The sequence below is a fragment of the Amycolatopsis sp. NPDC114484 genome (assembly GCF_055633755.1).
In genome coordinates this window covers 404,514-421,670 of the sequence record NZ_JBVKDQ010000001.1, presented here as the reverse complement: position 1 = coordinate 421,670, position 17,157 = coordinate 404,514, and the positions used below count along the sequence as shown (strand labels likewise).

At 67.7% G+C, this 17,157-nt stretch carries 18 protein-coding genes; 10 read left to right on the top strand and 8 right to left on the bottom strand.

Translation table 11 applies throughout. The annotated features are described in order from the left end of the window. Window positions 1-69: 69 nt before the first annotated feature. The 5 genes from ACZ7SW_RS02095 (at window position 70) to ACZ7SW_RS02075 (ending at window position 5,351) form a co-directional block, all read left to right on the top strand. The gene (locus tag ACZ7SW_RS02095; RefSeq protein ID WP_470228574.1) at window positions 70-1,890 is read left to right on the top strand and encodes a phosphoenolpyruvate carboxykinase (GTP); all 1,821 of its coding nucleotides are present in this window, start codon (window positions 70-72) and stop codon (window positions 1,888-1,890) included. Window positions 1,891-1,971: 81 nt separating this feature from the next. Next, window positions 1,972-2,865, top strand: a complete 894-nt coding sequence (locus ACZ7SW_RS02090) for a TIGR03621 family F420-dependent LLM class oxidoreductase (protein WP_470228573.1) — start codon at window positions 1,972-1,974, stop codon at window positions 2,863-2,865. After that, window positions 2,862-3,467 carry an ABC transporter ATP-binding protein gene (locus ACZ7SW_RS02085; protein WP_470229226.1) on the top strand — a complete coding sequence of 202 codons (606 nt, stop codon included), beginning with the start codon at window positions 2,862-2,864 and terminating at the stop codon, window positions 3,465-3,467. Before ACZ7SW_RS02090 ends, ACZ7SW_RS02085 begins: the two co-directional genes overlap by 4 nt. Continuing rightward, entirely contained in the window at window positions 3,461-4,729 is a 1,269-nt protein-coding gene (locus ACZ7SW_RS02080) for a hypothetical protein (protein ID WP_470228572.1), read from the top strand. Before ACZ7SW_RS02085 ends, ACZ7SW_RS02080 begins: the two co-directional genes overlap by 7 nt. A 46-nt stretch (window positions 4,730-4,775) precedes the next feature. Then, window positions 4,776-5,351, top strand: a complete 576-nt coding sequence (locus ACZ7SW_RS02075) for an EndoU domain-containing protein (RefSeq protein WP_470228571.1) — start codon at window positions 4,776-4,778, stop codon at window positions 5,349-5,351. Window positions 5,352-5,720: 369 nt separating this feature from the next. Here the strand turns inward: ACZ7SW_RS02075 and ACZ7SW_RS02070 are convergent, their stop codons facing one another. After that, window positions 5,721-5,990, bottom strand: a complete 270-nt coding sequence (locus tag ACZ7SW_RS02070; protein WP_116199468.1) for a helix-turn-helix domain-containing protein — start codon at window positions 5,988-5,990, stop codon at window positions 5,721-5,723. Window positions 5,991-6,294: 304 nt separating this feature from the next. Between ACZ7SW_RS02070 and ACZ7SW_RS02065 the strand changes: the two genes are divergently transcribed. Together ACZ7SW_RS02065 and mctP are read left to right on the top strand one after the other, a co-directional pair. Then, window positions 6,295-6,573 carry a DUF3311 domain-containing protein gene (locus ACZ7SW_RS02065; protein ID WP_344282736.1) on the top strand — a complete coding sequence of 93 codons (279 nt, stop codon included), beginning with the start codon at window positions 6,295-6,297 and terminating at the stop codon, window positions 6,571-6,573. Continuing rightward, the gene (mctP, locus tag ACZ7SW_RS02060; protein WP_470228570.1) at window positions 6,570-8,234 is read left to right on the top strand and encodes a monocarboxylate uptake permease MctP; all 1,665 of its coding nucleotides are present in this window, start codon (window positions 6,570-6,572) and stop codon (window positions 8,232-8,234) included. Before ACZ7SW_RS02065 ends, mctP begins: the two co-directional genes overlap by 4 nt. Window positions 8,235-8,241: 7 nt before the next feature. Here mctP and ACZ7SW_RS02055 read toward each other — a convergent pair whose 3' ends face one another. Then, window positions 8,242-8,892, bottom strand: coding sequence for a hypothetical protein (locus ACZ7SW_RS02055; protein WP_470228569.1), 651 nt, complete (start codon window positions 8,890-8,892; stop codon window positions 8,242-8,244). Window positions 8,893-9,092: 200 nt separating this feature from the next. Here ACZ7SW_RS02055 and ACZ7SW_RS02050 point away from each other — a divergent pair, with 200 nt between their 5' ends. After that, the gene (locus ACZ7SW_RS02050; protein ID WP_470228568.1) at window positions 9,093-9,668 is read left to right on the top strand and encodes a peroxidase-related enzyme; all 576 of its coding nucleotides are present in this window, start codon (window positions 9,093-9,095) and stop codon (window positions 9,666-9,668) included. Here the strand turns inward: ACZ7SW_RS02050 and ACZ7SW_RS02045 are convergent. From ACZ7SW_RS02045 to ACZ7SW_RS02025, 5 genes are all read right to left on the bottom strand, one after another. Further along, window positions 9,656-9,943 (bottom strand): hypothetical protein, encoded by a 288-nt coding sequence (locus tag ACZ7SW_RS02045; RefSeq protein ID WP_470228567.1) that lies wholly within the window; start codon window positions 9,941-9,943, stop codon window positions 9,656-9,658. The two genes, ACZ7SW_RS02050 and ACZ7SW_RS02045, sit on opposite strands and share 13 nt — an antisense overlap. After that, on the bottom strand, window positions 9,944-10,912 hold the full coding sequence (locus tag ACZ7SW_RS02040; protein ID WP_470228566.1) for a bifunctional helix-turn-helix transcriptional regulator/GNAT family N-acetyltransferase: 969 nt from the start codon (window positions 10,910-10,912) through the stop codon (window positions 9,944-9,946). A 222-nt stretch (window positions 10,913-11,134) separates the two neighbouring features. Further along, window positions 11,135-11,284, bottom strand: coding sequence for a hypothetical protein (locus ACZ7SW_RS02035; protein ID WP_162836041.1), 150 nt, complete (start codon window positions 11,282-11,284; stop codon window positions 11,135-11,137). A gap of 256 nt (window positions 11,285-11,540) precedes the next feature. After that, window positions 11,541-12,731 (bottom strand): AAA family ATPase, encoded by a 1,191-nt coding sequence (locus ACZ7SW_RS02030; protein ID WP_470228565.1) that lies wholly within the window; start codon window positions 12,729-12,731, stop codon window positions 11,541-11,543. Window positions 12,732-12,912: 181 nt separating this feature from the next. After that, window positions 12,913-13,671, bottom strand: coding sequence for a MerR family transcriptional regulator (locus ACZ7SW_RS02025; protein WP_470228564.1), 759 nt, complete (start codon window positions 13,669-13,671; stop codon window positions 12,913-12,915). A 185-nt stretch (window positions 13,672-13,856) separates the two neighbouring features. Here ACZ7SW_RS02025 and ACZ7SW_RS02020 point away from each other — a divergent pair, with 185 nt between their 5' ends. Next, a complete protein-coding gene (locus ACZ7SW_RS02020) occupies window positions 13,857-14,363 on the top strand; it encodes a DoxX family protein (RefSeq protein ID WP_470228563.1) in 507 nt (168 codons plus the stop codon). 72 nt (window positions 14,364-14,435) lie between these two features. On the opposite strand, the gene ACZ7SW_RS02015 is transcribed toward ACZ7SW_RS02020, so the two are convergent. Further along, window positions 14,436-15,725: an acetyl-CoA C-acetyltransferase gene (locus ACZ7SW_RS02015; RefSeq protein WP_470228562.1), complete on the bottom strand. Its 1,290-nt coding sequence runs from the start codon at window positions 15,723-15,725 to the stop codon at window positions 14,436-14,438. Between the two features lie 95 nt (window positions 15,726-15,820). Between ACZ7SW_RS02015 and ACZ7SW_RS02010 the strand changes: the two genes are divergently transcribed. Then, on the top strand, window positions 15,821-17,155 hold the full coding sequence (locus ACZ7SW_RS02010) for a 3-oxoacyl-ACP reductase (RefSeq protein ID WP_470228561.1): 1,335 nt from the start codon (window positions 15,821-15,823) through the stop codon (window positions 17,153-17,155). Window positions 17,156-17,157: the final 2 nt, after the last annotated feature.

Here is a 17,157-nt window from a genome sequence, read left to right as displayed (position 1 = left end):
CGAAGCCCGCACCAAGAACACTGTCGTTCGCGGTGTGGGCTCTTTTGTCGTCGGAAGTCAGGAGCAGAGATGACCGCAGTCGCCATCCCCGGACTGGACACAGCGCCGACGACGCACAGTGGCGTGCTGTCCTGGGTCCGGGAGGTCGCCGAGCTGACCACCCCGGACCGCGTGGTGTGGGTCGACGGGTCTGACGAGGAAGCCGCCCGGATCAACCAGGAGCTGGTCGACGCCGGCACCTTCGTGAAGCTGGACGCGAAGCCGAACTCCTACTGGGCCACCTCGGACCCCGACGACGTCGCGCGGGTCGAGAACCGCACCTTCATCTGTTCGAAGGAAGAGAAGGACGCGGGCCCGACGAACAACTGGGTGGCCCCGGCCGAGATGAAGGCCACCATGACGGAGCTGTACCGCGGCTGCATGGCGGGCCGCACGATGTACGTCATCCCGTTCTGCATGGGCCCGCTCGGCGACGAAAACCCCAAGCTGGGCATCGAAATCACCGACTTCGCCTACGTCGTGGCGTCGATGCGCGTGATGACCCGCGCCGGCAAGGCCGCGCTGGACAAGTTCATCGCGCCGGACGGCTCCGAGCGCGAGTTCGTGCCCGCGCTGCACTCGGTCGGCAAGCCGCTGGCCCCTGGCGAGAAGGACGTCGCCTGGCCGTGCAGCGAGACCAAGTACATCTCGCACTTCCCGGAGGAGCGGCTGATCTGGAGCTACGGCTCTGGCTACGGCGGCAACTCGTTGCTGGGCAAGAAGTGCTACTCGCTGCGCATCGGCTCGGTCATCGCCCGTGACGAGGGCTGGCTCGCCGAGCACATGCTGATCCTCAAGCTGATCTCGCCCGAGGACAAGGTCCACTACGTCGCGGCGGCGTTCCCGAGCGCCTGCGGCAAGACCAACCTCGCCATGCTGCAGCCGACCATCCCGGGCTGGCGCGCGGAGACCCTCGGCGACGACATCGCGTGGATGCGCTTCGGCGAGGACGGCAGGCTGTACGCGGTGAACCCGGAGTTCGGGTTCTTCGGCGTCGCGCCGGGCACCGACAACCACACGAACCCGAACGCCATGCGCACGATCGAGAAGGGCAACACGGTCTTCACGAACGTGGCGCTCACCGACGACGGCGACGTGTGGTGGGAGGGCATGGAGAACAAGCCCGCGCACGCCACGTCGTGGAAACACCAGGACTGGACGCCCGACTCCGAGGAGAAGGCCGCCCACCCGAACTCGCGCTACTGCGTGCCGATGTCGCAGTGCCCGATCCTCGCGCCGGAGTGGGACGACCCGAAGGGCGTGCCGATCTCGGCGATCCTGTTCGGCGGCCGCCGCAAGACCACGGTGCCGCTGGTGAACCAGGCCCGCGACTGGCAGCACGGCGTGTTCATGGGCGCGACCATGTCGTCGGAGACCACCGCCGCGGCGGTCGGCGCGGTCGGCAACGTGCGCCGCGACCCGATGGCGATGCTGCCGTTCCTCGGCTACCACGCCGGTGACTACTTCAAGCACTGGCTGGACCTCGGCAAGAACGCCGACGCGAACAAGCTGCCGAAGATCTTCTACGTCAACTGGTTCCGCCGCGGCGACGACGGCCGCTTCCTGTGGCCGGGCTTCAGCGAGAACTCGCGCGTGCTCAAGTGGGTGCTCGAGCGCGTCGAGGGCACTGGCAACGCGGTCGAGACCCCGATCGGCTTCGTGCCGAACGCACAGGACCTCGACCTCGACGGCCTGTCCGAGCCGGTCGAGGACATCCAGGCCGCGCTGGAGGTGCGCAACGAGGAGTGGCGCGAGGAGCTGCCGCTCATCGAGGAGTGGTTCGCGAAGATCGGCGAGGTGCCGTCCTCGCTGCGCGACGAGCTGGACGCGCTGGCCCAGCGCCTCGGCTGACGCTTCGCACGAAGAAGGGGACGTTCGCGCCGGACGCGGACGTCCCCTTCAACGCGTGTCGGAAAACGGTAGCGTGGCCGCATGGTCTCTGATGGGGAGAAGCCTTTCCGGTTCGGCGTGAACATGGTGCTGCCGGGCTCGCGCGAGGAGTGGGTCAGCAAGTGCCGCCGGGTCGAGGAACTCGGCTACGACGTGCTGAGCGTGGCCGACCACCTGGGCATCGCGCCGCCGTTTCCCGCGCTCGTGCTGGCCGGTGCGGTCACCGAACGGGTGCGGCTCAACACTTTCGTGCTCAACGCGCCGTTCTACAACCCGGTGCTGCTCGCGCGGGACGTCGCGGGCACGGACCAATTCGTGTCCGGACGGCTCGAACTCGGTCTCGGCGCCGGATATGTGAAAGCGGAGTTCGAAACGGCGGGAATGCCGTTTCCGAGCGCGGGCGCGCGGGTCGATCACCTCGAACTCGTGATCAAGGAACTGCGGCGGCTGTACGCGGATCCGGAATACGCGCCGAAACCCGTGCGGTCCGGTGGTCCCCCGTTGATGATCGGCGGCCGCGGCGACCGGCTGCTTTCGCTCGCCGCCGAGCACGCGGCGACGATTGCCTTCAGTGGCACGGCAAAGGTGCGCGACGGAGCGCCGCCGGTACTGGCACCGGCGGACTCGGTCGAAGAGCGCACCCGGTTTGTCACCGAACGGCTCGCTGGCCGCGACGCGGAATTCAATCTGCTCGTGCAATTAGTCCAGATAACTGATGATCGCGAAGGCGCATTGCGGGAAATCCACGCCCGCCTCAGCGACACGCTCACGCTCGAAGAATTGGCCGAAGTCCCCACGGTGCTGGTCGGCACTGTCGACGAAATCGCTGCGCAGCTGGTCGCGCACCGCGCCCGGTTCGGCTTCAGTTATTTCACGGTCCTCGAACCCAACCTCGAAGTGCTGGCCCCGGTGGTGGATCTGCTGTGTCCGCGATAGTCGACGCGCGCGGGCTCGGCGTGAAGGCCGGTGACCTGTGGCTGTTGGAAGATCTCGATTTCTCCGTCGAACCTGGCGAATGCGCGGTGCTCGTCGGGCCTAACGGAGTCGGCAAATCCACCCTGATGCGGTGTCTGTACGGCATGCAGCAACCGCAGCGGGGCCGGGTGCTGATTGACGGAGCGAAGCCGGACGAACGCAGCATTTCCTTTCGCCGCAAGGTATCCGTGCTCTTCGATGATTCCGACTTCTTCGCCGAACTCACGCCGACGCAGCACCTGGAACTGCTCTCTGGCTCGTTCGGCGAAGACCTCGGCGATTTCGAAGAACTGCTCGCGGACGCGGGGCTCGCCGAACGCGCCCGCGTCACCGCTGGGCATTTCTCGGCCGGACAGCGTCGCCGATTGCTGCTGTTGGGCGTCACCGCGCGACCGCACCGAGTGCTGTTGCTCGACGAGCCCGAACGCGCGCTCGACACCGCGGGCAAGGAGTGGCTGGTCAAGCTGATCGGCCGCTCCACCGCGGCCGGTGCGGCAGTTGTCGTCGCCACGCACCATCAACCGTTGCTGGACACGGCAGACAGCGTGCTCGAACTGTGGTGACCCGGTTGCGCGTGCCCGGCCGCAAGCGGTTCGGCGGCATCTTCAGCGGCGACAGTCCTACGTTCGTGCTGATTTTCGGCGTCGGCTTCTTGTTCACCGCCTTTTTCCGCACCGACGCCTGGCATCGAGTCCTCTTTGGACCATCCGCAGTGGACTACTCGGCGGTGCTCGGCCTGGTCGCGTTGTGTGCCGCGGTGGGCTGGCGAAGCCTGCTGCGGCGCGGTTTCGTCTGGGCCGAACCGGCCGAGCTGACCTGGATGGACTTCGCCCAGGTGGACCGCCGCCGCGTGGTCGCGACTCGGTTGGCCAGCGTGCTCACCGGATTCGTCGTGGTGATCGGATATGTCGCCGCGCTGATGCTGGCGGTCGGCGGAAGCTCGGTCGACTGGTGGCGCGCCGCGGCGGCGCTTGTCGCCGGTGGCGCGATCCTCGCGTTCACCACCGCTCGTCGTACTGCGTTCCTTTTCGAAGCCGCTGGGCCGCTGCTCCTCGCCGTGTCCGGCGTGGTGATCGCTGCGGCTCGCCTCGACGCGATGGCGTTGCAATACGTCGGCGCGGCGCTCGCGTTATGCGGTCTGTTGCTGGCTTTCGGCGGCGAAGCAGTCAGCGGAGCGGGCCGTGCGGTGTTGCTCGACGGCTGGAACGCGCGGGTTCTGCGTGCGATGGCGGTGACGTTCCTCGACCCGATGATGATGCTGCCGGAGTCCGCGCCCGCGGGCTCGTGGTCGCTGCGTCCGCCCACCGCGTTTCGGCTGGCGTGGGTCGGGATCGTCGGCCGTTCCCGGTACGCGAGCGCGGTTTTGTTAGTGGCTTTCGCGGTAGCCGTCGGCCATGTTGCTGTTCCCACGCTGCCGGGACCGGTGCTCATCGGGATCGGCGCGTACGTCGCGCTTACTCCTTTCGGGGCCGGTCTTGGCGTGCTGTGGCGGAATCCGGGTCGCCGAAGGTGGCTGGGTTCGTCGTCGCGGGAGCTGGTGATCGCTCACGGCGTCGCGCTCACGGTGGTCGGACTGGTCTGGTGCGCTCTGCTCTCAGTGGCGCTTTTGGCTTTGGGCACCGCGTTTTCGGCGCTCTCGTGGGTGACCGTCGCCCTGGCGGTGCTTTCGGTGTTGCGCACCGTCACGCGTGAGCCGGTCGACTACAGCAGTGCGGGTTTCGTCGACACCCCCGCCGGTCCGATGCCGGCAAACCTTATGCGGCAACTGTTCCGCGGTCCGGACCTGCTGGCGGTCGGCATCCTCGTGCTGGCACAAGTCGGCTGAACGGCCGCGCCCGGGTTAGGCTCCGTGCCGACGAGAGGAGCCGAACGTGGGCGGTGGACACGCTTCCGGCATCGGCCGCAGGGCGACCTGCGAATTTCCGTCCGGATGGAGCGACGAGCAGATCATCGCGGTGGTCAAGGACGTCGCCAACGATCCGGGCGAACCGCGGCGGCAGCAGTACAACGGCCGCTGGCGCTGCGTCGGCGAACGGTACGGCGTGCGCGTGGTCGTCCTGGTCAACGGCGACGGTCTCGTGCACACCAGCTTCCCGCTGCCGGGCCCCGGCGTGGTCCGGAACCCGGACGCCGCGCGAGACCCGGCGAACCCGACCGTCGACGACCGCGCGGGCAACCGGATCAGCTACTTCGTCGACAGCGTCCTGCGCCTGCTCGCCGACCGGATGCCGATCGAGGATCTGGAGCACTACCGCGATCTGCAGTGGTCCGGCGAATGGGAGGAACTCGCCGACACCATGGCCGCGCATTTCGAGGTCACCGGCATCCAACTCAACCCGGACGAGTACGCGGATTTCGAGAAGCTGCTGAACTCCTTCGAACTGCCCATCCGCGACTGCCGCTACCTCAACGACCGGGAACGGGTACTCGCCGACCTGCGCGGCTGAGGCGTCCCCAGGGAGGGCCGCGGCGTCGTCGAAGACGTTCGTGTCGAGGCCGGTGCGGACGAAGTAGAGGTCGAGCGTCGTCGGGTCCTGGTCGTCGACACTCCGGAAGTCACGACGGTGGATCGGCTGGCCGCCGAAACAGCCCCTCCCCGGAGGTCGCCGCGCTCGTCCGGACCGCGGTCGCGCGCCGAGCCTTGAGTTGTCCACAGTTGTCCACAAGCACCCGGCGCTTGCCCGATCCACAGTTGTCCACAGACGGCGGGCACTTGCCCGATCTGCTCGCCGATCCTGCCCGCGGCGGCCGGACTCAGCGGCTCTGCCTTATCCGCCCCGCCCAGCTGCCCGATCCACCCTCGGAGCCGGGAAACCTCAACTGGCCTGCGAAAACGCCGCCGGATCGCCGTCGCACGCGACGCGCAGCCGGTCCAGTGGCATGCCCACCGCGTCGGCGATCGCCGCGACGGTGAAGAACGCGGGCGTCGGGATCCGGCCGGTCTCGATTTTGCGCAGGGTTTCGACCGAAATGCCCGCTTCCGCGGCCACGTCGACCATGCTGCGGCTGGCCCGGGCGGCGCGCAGCACCAGGCCGAGCCGCTCGCCGCGGGAGCGTTCTTCGTCGGTGAGGGGCACGCGGACCATGCCGCCCAGTTTAGCCACAGAGTTGTCCACTGCCTGTGGATAACTCTGTGCACAAGCTGCCGAACCCCGTGGACAACCGCCGGTCGGCACAAGTTCTTGGGTCATTCGGAGTGGCCCGGTCCCGCCGATAGGGGTAGCGAATGGCCCGCCGGGGCCGCGCGGGAGCGGGTTGTCCCCGAGGTTGTCCACAACCTGGAACGTGTTCGTAGTGCTGATCGAATCGATATCGAAGTCGTATGACGGCGGGATGAGCGCGGTCTAGGGTCAGGCGGTCGCGTGTCACGTGAGTGTTAGGTGAGGTTCGATGTCCACTGCCAAACCGGGCGGTCGGGTGCGCGGGTTCCAGTTCAGTGCCTGGAACCTGCTGTTGCTGATCCCGTTGCTGATCCTGGTCACGCCGCTGTTCAACTTCGACGGGCCGCGGCTGTTCGGCCTTCCGTTCTTCTACTGGTTCCAGCTGGCGTTCGTCGTGCTGGGCGTGCTGTGCACCGGCATCGTCTACCTGGCGACCAAGGACAAGCCGCGCAACCAGGGCCAGGACGAGCTGAGCGTCGACGACTTGGACGAGGGGGACGCCCGATGAGCAACATCCAGTGGGTGGAACTGATCGTCTTCTCGTTCCTGTTCGTCGTCGTCACCGTGCTCGGCTTCGTCGCCTCGCGCTGGAAGGCCGGCGGCAGCCTGGACCACCTCGACGAATGGGGTCTCGGCGGCCGCAAGTTCGGTTCGTGGATCACTTGGTTCCTGCTCGGCGGTGACCTCTACACCGCCTACACCTTCGTCGCCGTGCCCGCGCTCGTGTTCAGCGCCGGCGCGCTCGGCCTGTACGCGCTGCCTTACACGATCGTCGTGTACCCGATCGTGCTGCTGCCGGCGCTGCGCATGTGGTCGGTCAGCCGTTCGCGCGGCTACGTGACTCCGGCCGACTTCGTCCGCGGCCGCTTCGGTTCGCCGACGCTGGCGTTGCTGATCGCGATCACCGGCATCGTCGCGACCATGCCGTACATCGCGTTGCAGCTGGTCGGCCTCGAAGCCGTGCTGCGCACGATGGGCATCAACGGTTCCGGCATCGTCGGGCACCTGCCGCTGCTGATCGCGTTCGTGATCCTGGCGCTCTACACGTATCAGTCCGGCCTGCGCGCGCCGGCGCTGATCGCGTTCGTCAAGGACATCCTGATCTACATCGTGATCATCGTGGCGATCATCTACCTGCCCTCGAAGCTCGGCGGCTGGGACCACATCTTCAACACCGCCAAGGAAACGCTCGCCAAGCCGAACCCGAAGACGGGCAAGCCGTCCGGTTCGATCCTGCTGACCTCGAGCAACCAGCTGCAGTACGCGACGCTGGCGCTCGGTTCGGCGCTGGCGCTGTTCCTGTACCCGCACTCGCTCACGAGCGTGCTCGCCTCGCGCGGGCGCAACGTGATCAAGCGGAACATGGTGGCGCTGCCGGCTTACTCGTTCGTGCTGGGCCTGCTGGCGCTGCTGGGCTACGTCGCGATTTCGGCGGGCGTCAAGCCGCTGACGAACGCGGCCACTGGCAAGCCGGACGGCAACACGATCGTCCCGCTGCTGTTCGACTCGCAGTTCGCGAACTGGTTCGCGGGCATCGCCTTCGCCGCGATCGGCATCGGCGCGCTGGTGCCCGCCGCGATCATGTCGATCGCCGCGGCGAACCTGTGGACGCGCAACATCTACAAGGAGTACATCCGCAAGGACGCGACGCCGAAGCAGGAGGCGAAGCAGGCCAAACTGGCGTCGCTGGTGGTCAAGCTGGGCGCGGTGCTGGTGATCATCCTGATCGACCCGCAGTTCTCGATCGACCTGCAGCTCATCGGCGGCGTGCTGATCCTGCAGACCCTGCCCGCGGTCGCCATCGCGCTGTACACGCGCTGGTTCCACAAGGCGGGTCTCATCGCCGGCTGGATCGTCGGCATGGGCTGGGGCCTGATCATGCTCTACGGGATCCCCAACCCGGCCAACGGAAAACTCCACTTCGGCGGTTCCGCACTGGCCATGGGCAACCTGTCGATCTTCGGCTGGCACCCGTTCAGCGGCACCGCCCTCGCGGTGGTGCAGATCTACCCCGGTTTCGTGGCCCTGATCGCGAACATCGTGGTAGCCGCGGTGGTTTCGGTGATCGCACGGGCCCTGAAGTGGAGCCCGGGCAACGACGAAACCGCGCCCGAGGACTACCACGCCGACGAACACGACAAGGACCTGCGCCCGATCGGCGCGCACTGAGTCCTTTTTAGACAGAAGCCCCCTCGCCGTCCTCCGGCGAGGGGGCTTCTCGCATTTTGCCGACCATCGCCTTCGCGACGAGGTAAAGCACAACCGAGTTCAGCACGTGCCACAGGAAATGCGTGCCCGCTGGGAAGTCCCCGCAGACCACCTCGTCAACGCTCCGAAACGCCAAGGACAACGCGAACACCGCGGCAGCCATGGTGAAGTCCAGCCAGTACGCGTCACGCTTGACCCCCAACGCGACGGCGAACCCCGCGAGCCCGATGAGCGCAGGAAGGTATAGCCCACCGCCGAGCGCCCCTGACGCGACCGTGAGTGCCAGGAACGCGGGCGCGCCGAGCCAGGCCCACTTGGCTTTGGCACGAAAGAAGACCCGGGGAAAGACCGCGGCGTAGAACAGCACGAAGAACAAGATGGCGGTGGAGTCGGCGACCGCGCCCCACCGGGTGGCGACCAGGTGAAATGCGCTGCTGGCAACGAAGATCAACCCGATCAGGACGGCGAGCACCCGCCCGGTGCGCTGCCCGTTCGCATACCACCAGACCATCCCGGCGGCGATGAGGAAGGCGAGGTTGGCCAGGTCGTTGAGCGGCTCTCCCCAGAGTCCGGGCGCGGTGCGCTCGCAGTAACCGTCCACGTACGCGGTCCAGTTCACGGGGGTAAGCAAACTCCTTCCGGGTGCACGGGGTGCATCCGGGGTCAGTCGGCGGGGATCAGCGGGGGCCAGCCGTCTTCGAGAGCGCCGAGAGTCCCGTGCTTCGGTGGAGTCAGACAGGTTGAAGATCGTTTTGTAGAACCTGCCTTGGCCCACCCGACCCCTCCCGTACGCAAACCGCGCGGGTTAGCGTGGAAACCATGACCAACCCCATGAGCCGGTTCCCCGTGACGGAACTCGAAGACCTTCCCGACGATCTCCGCGAGCGCATCGGTGCCATCGCGGAGAAATCCGGCTTCACGCCGAACATCTTCCGCGCGCTCGGCCACCGGCCAGCCGAACTCCGCGCCTTCCTCGACTACCACGACGCCCTCATGGAACGCGAAGGCGGACTCACCAAAGCCGAACGCGAACTGGTCGTCGTAGCCACTTCCGGCGCGAACCACTGCACCTACTGCATCGTCGCGCACGGGGCGATCCTGCGGATCCGCGCGAAGGATCCCGAACTGTCCGACCAGGTCGCGACCAACCCGTGGCAAGTCGAACTCGACGAGCGCGGCCGGGCGATTGTCGACCTCGCCCTGGCGTTGTCCCGCGACTCCGCGTTGTTCGGCGAAGGCGACCTGGCGATGGCGCGCGAGGCGGGCCTGACCGAGGACGAGATCTGGGACGTCGGCGCGATCACCGCGTTGTTCGCGATGTCCAACCGGCTCGCGCATCTGACCGCGCTCAAGCCGAATCCCGAGTTTTACTTGATGGGGCGTCAGAAACGGTAGAACGGCCCTGGCAGGTCGCGGCTCAGCTCGAACCTGGTGCGCAGCCAGCCGCGCAGGCGGTGCACCGGTTTCGTCCACACTCGCGGCGCGGGCCCGAAATACCGCGGGTCCGCGTGCGGGGTGAACGCGTCGCCGGTCAGGATGACCGCGGCGTGGCCCAGCGGGCAGTGGCCGGACACCGAGATCACGCCGCGCGTCAGGTTCTCGACCCAGTCGACCTCGTCGACGCCCAGCAGCGTTCGGCGCTCGCACACTGGGCAATACAGAACGAACATCTATAACTCCCGCCGCCAGGTTTCGCCGGTCACGAGGGGGCCGAACGCGTCGGTCTCTTCTTCGCCGACGAGTTCGAATCCGGCACCGCGGTAGATCCCGCGTGCGGCGGCGAGCAGCGACAGCGTCCACAGCTCCATCGACCGATACCCCTGCGCGCTGGCGAATTCGACGCATTCGCGCACCAGCCGTTTGCCGACGCCGTGTCCGCGCGCGGCCGGTTCCAGCAGGAGTAGCCGGAGTTTCGCGGTGTCTTCCTGGTCGCCAGGGGTGCAGAAAACGCTGCCGACTCGTTCGCCGTCGAGTTCGGCGATCCAGCCGGCTTGGCGGGGGTCGTCGCGGCGTTCGGCGAAGTCGGCGACCACGCGCGCGACCATGGCTTCGAAGCGTTCGTTGAGGCCGTACTCCTCGGCGTACAGCGCGCCGTGCCGGTGCACCACCCAGCCGAGGTCGCCCGGTCGTGGGGCGCGCACGGTGACCGCCGGTTCCGGTGACTGTTCGCCGACGAGAGCGGTGATGGTCCCCATCGCGCCGAGCAGACGGCGCTGGTCGGCGTCCGCGAACTGGTCGAGGAGGCCGCCGATCTGGCTGGCCGACCGGTGGTCGAGATCGGCGAACGCCGCGTGCCCTTCGGCGGTGAGCGTGACGAGCTGGCGGCGCGCGTCGTCCGCGCAGCGTTCGCGGGTGACGAGGCCGCGGGTTTCCAGCCGGCCGAGCAGCCTGCTCGCGTAGCCGCCGTCCAAGGCCAGCCGTTTGCGCAGATCACTGACCTGCAGCCGGTCCTGTTGGGCCAGTTCGAACAGCACCCGCGCTTCACTCAGCGAGTACTCGGCGTCGGCCGGTCCCTCGTCGAGGACGCCGATCACTCCGGTGTAGAGCCGGTTGAAAGCGCGAACCGTGGCGACGCGTTCGGCGAGGACGGAATCCGGCACGGGGACCACCTTGACTCGATCGTTGACTGAGTCAAGCATCTCCCCGCCGCCGGTCCGGGGCAAGGGAATTCCCCCGGTGGTGGACCTGGGGCGAAAATGGTCCAGACATATGGAAACCCCGTGATGCTGCCAGGTCGGGGGTCCGCCAGCATCACGGGGTCGTAGTGGGTATCGACGCGGCTCTCCGCGGCGTTACACCCAGGATTCGCTGTGGTCTAGATCACTCACGTGAGTGACACACCAACAGGTTGGTTGTGCAGGTCAGCGCATGAACGGCTGACGCGCCTGGGCGAGGGCGATGAGCTCCTGCCGGACCGTGGAGGTGGCCGCGGTGTCGATCGCCCGGTTCAGCGCCCGGCGAGTGCGAGCCTCGGCGCGACGGGCACGGAGCTTGGCGGCGATGTTGCTCATGGTCTCTTGCATCCCCTTCAGAGGTCTTCGGTGGCTGTGTCTCTAGTATGCACCTTTTTTCACAAGGAATCCAACGAATCTGCGGTGACATGGGGCACTTGCCGAAGAATCATCGGCAATCTCCTGAAGTTCACCGGACAGATCTCGTGTCGGCAGTCACAAGCCGCTAACGCGCTAACCTTCTCTACGGCTCTCTAGTAAAATTTCTATAAACAGCTAGGCAGCCGCATAGACCGGTAGCGAGGGGAAGATTCGCTCAGTCCCGGCCGAGCAGGTAGTGCCCGAAGTGCGGCACGGTGAAGGCGATCTGCCCGCGTTCGGCGGAGTAGACCAGGCCTTTCTTCATCAGACTGTCGCGCGCCGGCGACAGCGACGAGGGCTTGCGCCCCAGGTAGACGGCCACATCGGCGGTGCCGGCGGCCTCGTCGCGGCCTTGGGTCATCTCCGCCATCGCGAGCAGGTACTCGCGTTCGGCGGGCGTCGCGCGTTCGTAGCGCGACCCGAAGAACCCGACCGCCAGCTCGGACTCCGCCTCGGGCGCGGCGACCTGCACGTCCTTGACCGTGATCGGGTCCGCGGGCGCGGCGTCCCAGGCGGCTTTGCCGTAGGCCTGGATGAAATACGGATAACCGCCGGACGCGTCGAAGAGCGCGTCGAGCGCCTCCGGTTCGATCCCGGCGTCCTCGCGTTCGATCGGAGCCATCACCGCGTAGTCGGCGTCTTCGCGGCTGAGCCGGTCGATGCGCGAGTAGCGGAAGAGCCGCTCGGAGTACGACTTGGACGCCGACAGCACCGCGGGCACGTGCGGCAATCCCGCCCCGACCACGACCAGCGGCGCACCGGATTGCGACAGTTCGTGGCACGCCGCGCACAGCGCCGAGACGTCGTCCGGCTGCAGGTCTTGAATCTCGTCGATCAGCAGCGCGACGCCGGTGCCGACGTCCGCGGCCAGTTCGGCGACGTCGGTGAACAGCTCGACCAGGTCGATCTCGATGTCGCCGGAATCCGCCCGGCCCTGCGCGGCGGGCACGTCGATGCCGGGCTGCCAGCGATCGCGCAGCTTCGCGTCCGGCTTGTTCGCCTTGAGCGCGAACGCCTTCAGTACCCCGAGCACTTCCTCGACCCGGTCCGGCGCGCGATGCCGCACGGCGAGGTCGCGGATCGCCCGATGCAACGCCGCCGACAACGGTCGCCGCAGTTCCGCGTCCGGTCGCGCCTCGATCTTGCCCGCACCCCAGCGGTGCCGGACGGCCATCGACCGCAACTCCCCCAGCAGCACCGTCTTGCCGACGCCGCGCAGGCCGGTCAGCACGAGACTGCGTTCTGGGCGTCCGCGTGCGACGCGTTCGAGCACGACCTCGAACGCCTTCAGCTCCCGTTCCCGGCCTGCCAGCTCCGGCGGCCGCTGCCCGGCGCCGGGCGCGAAGGGATTGCGGATGGGGTCCACTCTGTCACCGTATCGAGGTATCTAGCGTGGGCCCGATATTCCGCCATATACACAGATAAGCCAGCGTGGCGCAGCCACTCCGTTGAGGGCGGCGGAGGGGAGGAAGGTGGAGGTGTCGCTGAAGGATGGCCGGGTCTGCAGCCCCGTCCATCCTTACCCCCAGCGACCCTCTGACGGAGCGTTAGTCCGTCAGGTTCCGCTCCGCGTAGATCTTCATCGCGTCGCGGATGTACTCGGCCGTGCCGGGGCCGTGCTTCTCGTCGTACGAGCCGTACCGCGGGTCGTCGACATACAGCTGTCCGAGACCGGCGAAGTACCCCTTCGAGACGGTCCCCGCAGCGGGTCGCAGCCAGGCGTGCAGCCGTGCGGTGACGGCCTGCGTCTCGTTCGAACCAGCGTCGTAGCCGTCCTTGCGGGCAGCTCCGAACGCCGCCGAGATGTCCAGCTGTTCCTGCTGGAAAGCCTTCTTCTCGTCCTCGGACAGCGATCGCCACCACCGGTCGCCCAGGCGGTAGGCGTCGGCGCCCCAGCGCTGGGTGACCTCTTCCTGGTACTGGGTGTGGTCGAACCCGTCGAACATTTCCTCTGCCATCAGTTGTTCACCTCCCTTCAGTTTCCGGAGCGTGGTCCGCACGGAATCGATCTGCCGCCCGATCCGCCGTTGTTCTTGCTTCAGCAACTCCAGGTGCGTTTCGAGCGCCGCGACGCCGTCGCGTTGGCCGTCGAGCACCTCGGCGATCGCGGGCAGACCCAGTCCCAGGTCGCGCAGCAACAGGATCCGCTGCAACCGGACGAGTGAGTTCTCGTCGTAGTAGCGGTAGCCGTTGCCGCCGATCCGCGTCGGCGGCAGGAGCCCGACGGCGTCGTAATGCCGCAGGGTCCGGCTCGTCGTGCCCGCGAATCGGGCGATGTCCTGGATCGACCATTCCTTCCTGACCACGGCTTCGACGGTAGAGGTTGACGCGGCGTCAAGGTCAAGTCCGGAACCCGATAGAACTGTCTACGGCAATCTAGAACCAGAGCAATATTCAGCTAGGTATCGCTAGCTCGGTTCGGCGGGGAGCGTGGCGGGCAATCCCGGTTGTAGGTTCTTCTACAGGGATTCCAGACCAGAGAGGCGAGACCGTGATATTGCGCCGGGTGGCACGTCCACTGCTCGCGTCGATCTTCGTGTTCGGTGGCATCGGTGCCCTGCGCGACACCCAGGGCCACGCGAAGGCGGCCGAGCCGTTCCTCACCGAGACCTTCGACAAGGTCGAGGGCCTGGTTCCGGACCAGGTCCCGCGCGATCCGGCCACGCTGGTGCGGATCGACGCGGCGGTCAAGATCGGTGCCGGGCTCGCGCTGGCGAGCGGCAAGGCCCCGCGGCTGGCGGCGGTGGCGCTGCTCGGGTCGCTGGTGCCGACGACCCTGGCCGCGCACCGGTTCTGGGCGCTGACCGATCCGGCCGAGAAGCAGGCCCAGCAGATCCAGTTCATCAAGAACGCGTCGCTGGCCGGCGGGCTGCTGCTGGCCGCCAGCGACACGGCGGGCAAGCCGTCGCTGGGCTGGCGGGCCCGGCGCGCGGCGAAGAAGGCGGGCAAGCGCGCCGACAAACTGGCCAAGCGCGCGGAGAAGTCGCTCACCGACTGACCTGCCTCAACGTCCGTGAGGGGAACCCTGAGGGAATCAGATTCCCTCAGGGTTCCCCTCACGGAACGTCGCCTACTTCTCCAGAATCGCGGTGACGCCCTGGCCGCCGGCCGCGCAAATGGAGATCAGGCCGCGCCCGGAACCCTTCTCGTTCAACAGCTTCGCGAGCGTCGCGACGATCCGGCCGCCGGTCGCGGCGAACGGGTGCCCGGCCGCCAGCGAGGAGCCGTTCACGTTGAGCTTCGTCCGGTCGATCGAGCCGAGCGGCGCGTCGAGGCCGAGCTTCTCCTTGGCGAACGCCGGGTCCTCCCACGCCTTGAGCGTGGCGAGCACCTGTGAAGCGAACGCCTCGTGGATCTCGTAGAAGTCGAAGTCCTGCAACGTCAATCCGGCGCGCTCGAGCATCCGCGGCACCGCGTACGCCGGGGCCATCAGCAGACCCTCGTCACCGTGCACGTAATCGACAGCGGCGGTCTGGCTGAACGTCAGGTACGCCAGCACCGGCAGCTTGTGCGCCTTCGCCCACTGCTCGGTCGCGAGCAGGACGGTCGACGCGCCGTCGGTGAGCGGCGTCGAGTTGCCCGCCGTCATGGTTCCGTCCGGGCCGCCGTAGACGGGCTTCAGCTTGGCGAGCTTCTCGACCGACGAGTCCGGGCGGAGGTTCTGGTCGCGGGCGAGCTTGAGGTACGGCGTGACCAGGTCGTCGAAGAATCCGCGGTCGTAGGCGGCGGCGAGGTTGCGGTGGCTGGTCGCGGCGAGTTCGTCCTGCGCTTCGCGGGTGACGTCCCAGACCTGCGCGGTGAGCGCGGCGTGCTCCCCCATCGACAGCCCGGTGCGCGGTTCGGCGTTGCGCGGGATCTCCGGCACGATGTGGCCCGGCCGGAGCTTCGCGACCAGCTTGAGCCGGTCGGCGAGCGTCTTCGCGGCGTTGAGCTGCACGAGGATCTGGCGCAGGTGGGCGTTCACCGCCAACGGGGCGTCACTCGTGGTGTCCACGCCGCCCGCGATCGCCGAATCGATTTCCCCGAGGGCGATCTTGTGGGCGACGTTGATGACTGCCTGCAAGCCGGTGCCGCACGCCATCTGGACGTCCGACGCCGGGGTCGCGGGCGAGAGCTTGCTGCCCAGCACGCTTTCGCGGGCGAGGTTGAAGTCCTTGGAGTGCTTGAGCACCGCGCCGGCGGCGACCTCCCCGATCACCTCGCCCTGCAGCGAAAACCGGCTGACCAGACCGTCCAGCGCGGCGGTGAACATGTCCTGGTTCGAGGCCCGGGAGTACGGGCCGTTCGACCGCGCGAAGGGGATCCGGTTCCCGCCGACGATCGCGACCTTGCGCACCGCCGGGGTTTTCCTGGTCGCCATGCCGTCCACCTCTCTGGAGTCGTGCCTTTCACACTGTAACCTACTAGCGAGTAGGTTAGACTGCGACGTGACGCAGACTGCACGGGAGGCACGTGATGGCGGACAGGTACCAGCAGTTCACGAAAACCCCGCTGGGGAAGTTCGTGGTGCCGAAGCTCGGCCTGCCCAACCCCGCGACGTTGCGCCGGTACCGTCCCGGCCAACCCGCACTCGAGGGTCCCGCACTTCTCGGCGCCGCGCCTGGCGGACGGCTGGAGAAGACCGTCCGGGCGCAGCTCGCCGAGGCGGGCGTCGAGGTGATCAGCGCGCCTGCCGACCGGCACGCGGCGCTGGTTTTCGACGCCACCGGCGTGAAGGATCCGGGACAGCTGCGTGAGGTCTACCGGTTCTTCCACCCGGTGATCCGCAAGGTGGGTCCGTCCGGCCGGGTGGTCGTGCTCGGCACGCCGCCGGAGCTGGCCGAGGGTCGCGAGCGGATCGCGCAGCGCGCGCTGGAGGGTTTCGTCCGCTCGGTCGGCAAGGAGCTCAAACGCGGCGCGACGGCGCAGCTGGTGTACGTGGCCGAAGGAGCCGAGGACGCGGCCGAGTCGACGCTGCGGTTCCTGCTGTCGGCGAAGTCGGCGTTCGTGGACGGCCAGGTCATCCGCGTCGGCACGCACGCGAAGACCGCGCCCGCGCCGGAGAACTGGGACAAGCCGCTGGACGGCAAGGTCGCGCTGGTCACCGGTGCGTCGCGCGGCATCGGCGAGGCGATCGCCGAAACGCTCGCCCGCGACGGCGCGCACGTGGTCGCGCTGGACATCCCGGCACAGGGCGGCGATCTGTCCACTGTGGCCAATCGGATCGGCGGTTCGGCTTTGCAGCTGGACATCACCGCGGCAGACGCACCCGCCAAGCTCGCCGAGTACCTGACTTCCCGCCACGGTGGCGTGGATGTCGTGGTGCACAACGCGGGCATCACCCGCGACAAGACGCTCGGCAACATGACCGAGGGCGGCTGGGATTCGGTGATCGCGGTGAACCTCGCCGCGCAGCTCGCGGTGAACGACAAGCTCCTCGGCGACAAGATCCTGCGCGAAAACGGCCGGGTCATCGGGGTTTCCTCCATTGCCGGCATCGCGGGCAACGTCGGCCAGACGAACTACGCGACGTCGAAGGCGGGCGTGATCGGGATGGTGAACGTCGGCGCGCCGCAGCTCGCGGAGTACGGCGGCACGATCAACGCGGTCGCGCCCGGGTTCATCGAGACCAAGATGACCGCCGCGGTACCGCTGTTCATCCGCGAGGCCGGACGGCGGCTGTCCAGCCTCGGTCAGGGCGGGCTGCCGGTGGACGTCGCGGAAACCATTGCCTGGTATGCCAATCCGGCGTCGGCCGCGGTCAACGGGAACCTGGTCCGCGTGTGCGGCCAGGCGCTGCTGGGGGCGTGAGG